The organism is Winogradskyella sp. A2 (assembly GCF_046762865.1).
Lineage (GTDB): Bacteria > Bacteroidota > Bacteroidia > Flavobacteriales > Flavobacteriaceae > Winogradskyella.
This window is the reverse complement of sequence record NZ_JBKQXM010000018.1, coordinates 1-2297: the sequence shown is the minus strand read 5'-3', so window position 1 is coordinate 2297 and position 2297 is coordinate 1. Positions and strand designations below refer to the sequence as shown.

Sequence of the window (2297 nt, the reverse complement as noted above, 5' to 3'; positions counted from 1 at the left end):
GACTTCGACGGCGTTGACGATTATCTTTACGGTGGCAGTATTCTGGACGGCGAGGGCGAGCTGACCATGATGTCGTGGATCAAGATAGACGCGGCCAATTCTACAGGGTCCACGACCCTTATGGGCGAGGACGACGGTTGCAGGCTTTACGTCACGGAGGGCAACAAGCTTATGTTCGGGATCAGGAGCAGTTCGGGCACGACGCATACGGCCACGGGCATAAACGTCAACTTTGGCGAGTGGCACCACATCGCTGGTGTCTTCTCTAGCGCTACGGGCGAGCTTATGGTATATGTGGACGGTAACCTCGAGGGGTACGTACTAGAGCCTTCCCTTGTAGGCAGAACAATATCGCCTTCATCGGACTGGAACGGCAGTTTCGAGGTGGGCAGGCGCTCTACGACCTTGTCGGCACGCGAGCAGTTCAATGGCGACATCGACGAGATCAGGGTCTTTGACACGGCCCTAAGCGCGGACCAGTTGCAGCAGATGGTATACCAGGAGATATCCAATGACGCCGGTTTCGTAAAGGGCACGGTTGTACCGAAGCCAATAGAGGACAGGGACACGGCACAGAAGATATCGTGGTCCAGCCTTTTGGCGTACTATTCGATGACGGACATAAAGAACAACACCACGGCGGACTACTCTAGCAACGACTACGAGCTAACGCTGATGAACATAACCACGTTACAGGACCAGACGGCACCAATGCCTTACGAGACTGTTGCTGACGGCGACTGGAGCAACGAGTCCACATGGCTCTACGGCGATGTATGGGACATCGAGGATGCTTCCCAGAACAAGGACTGGAGCATAGTCTCCATAAAGAACGACATTACCACGTCCAGTTCCCACACCAGCCTGGGGCTTATAGTTGACGCGGACAAGGAGCTTATTGTAAACGGCGACAACAAGATAGAGAACACCTATTATTTGGAGCTAAACGGTACGCTGGACCTGAGGGACGACTCGCAGCTGGTACAGGGCTTGCGCAGCGACCTTGTTACCTCTGCTACGGGCAAGGTAAAGAGAAGGCAGGAGGGCAGCTCCAGCCAGTACAGGTACAATTACTGGGGCTCGCCATTGGGCAGTCTGGGCGCAACGCCTTTGACGGACAACAATACGGTAGGCAACAACGATAACAATTCCGAGTTCAACCTCGGGATGCTAAGGCAACCGAGCGGGGCAAACTTTGAGTTCACGGGAGCGCTGGACGCGCCTGGCAAGATCAGTGTGTTCTGGCTCTACACCTATATAAACGGAGTAACTTACAACGACTGGGGCTCTATGGACGCCAACACGCCGTTGGAGCCTGGAATCGGCTATACGCAGAAGGGCACGGGAGCTACAGGTACGGAACAGCAATATTTATTCGAGGGTAAGCCTAACAACGGTACGATAATAATCGACGTTTCCGATACGGGAGGTAGCGGTTCGGTACCAGCGGTATCAAAGACGGACTTCTTGTTGGGGAACCCATATCCATCCGCAATGGATCTTCACCAGTTCATAGACGACAACGTAGGCGTTATAGACGGTACCATCCAGCTGTGGCAACAGTGGAGCGGCGATTCCCATATACTGAACGAGTACAATGGTGGCTATGCCCAGGTGAACAAGACCGGATCGGTAAGGGCCTACCAGTTCGTGGGTATAGAGGGCGCCAACAACGGCAGCCAGGACGGTACGAAGAAGCCATCGAGATACTTGCCGGTAGGGCAAGGCTTCATGGTAGAGGTGATTGCTGACGGCGAGGTGATGTTCAACAACGGACAGCGCCTTTTTGTAAAGGAGGCCGACCATGATGGCACATATAACAACGGCTCTATATTCTTCAAGAACGGTACTGCCCAGGGCAAGTCCCAGGAAGATGAGGACCTTATGCAGACGTTGCGCCTGGAGTTTTCGTCGGTGGACGGACCGGATACGAGGCGCGAGCTGTTATTGGGCTTTAGCGGCTTTACCTCTGATGACTTCGATTACGGCTACGAGGCCAAGAACACCGAGGTGGGCGATGACGACCTTAACCTGACATTTGGTGAGGATCAGATGACCATACAGGCCTACGGTGCGATAACCGAGGACAAGGCCGTACCACTTAAGCTGACGGCATCAGGGGACTACAACTATACGATAGCGCTTACCGAGACCGAGAACATGGATGAGGAACAGGAGATCTACCTTAGGGACAACCTAACGGGAGAATACTATGACCTGGTAAACAACGTACAGCCTTACGAGTTCTCCACGGAGGCCGGCGAGCATACGGAGAGGTTCGAGGTGGTGTTCTCGCA

General features: G+C 53.9%; 1 protein-coding gene. It reads left to right on the top strand.

All coding sequences use genetic code 11. The annotated features are described in order from the left end of the window. On the top strand, positions 1 to 2297 hold a 2297-nt coding region (locus tag ACFWV9_RS16115; protein ID WP_411896259.1), incomplete at both ends, for a LamG domain-containing protein.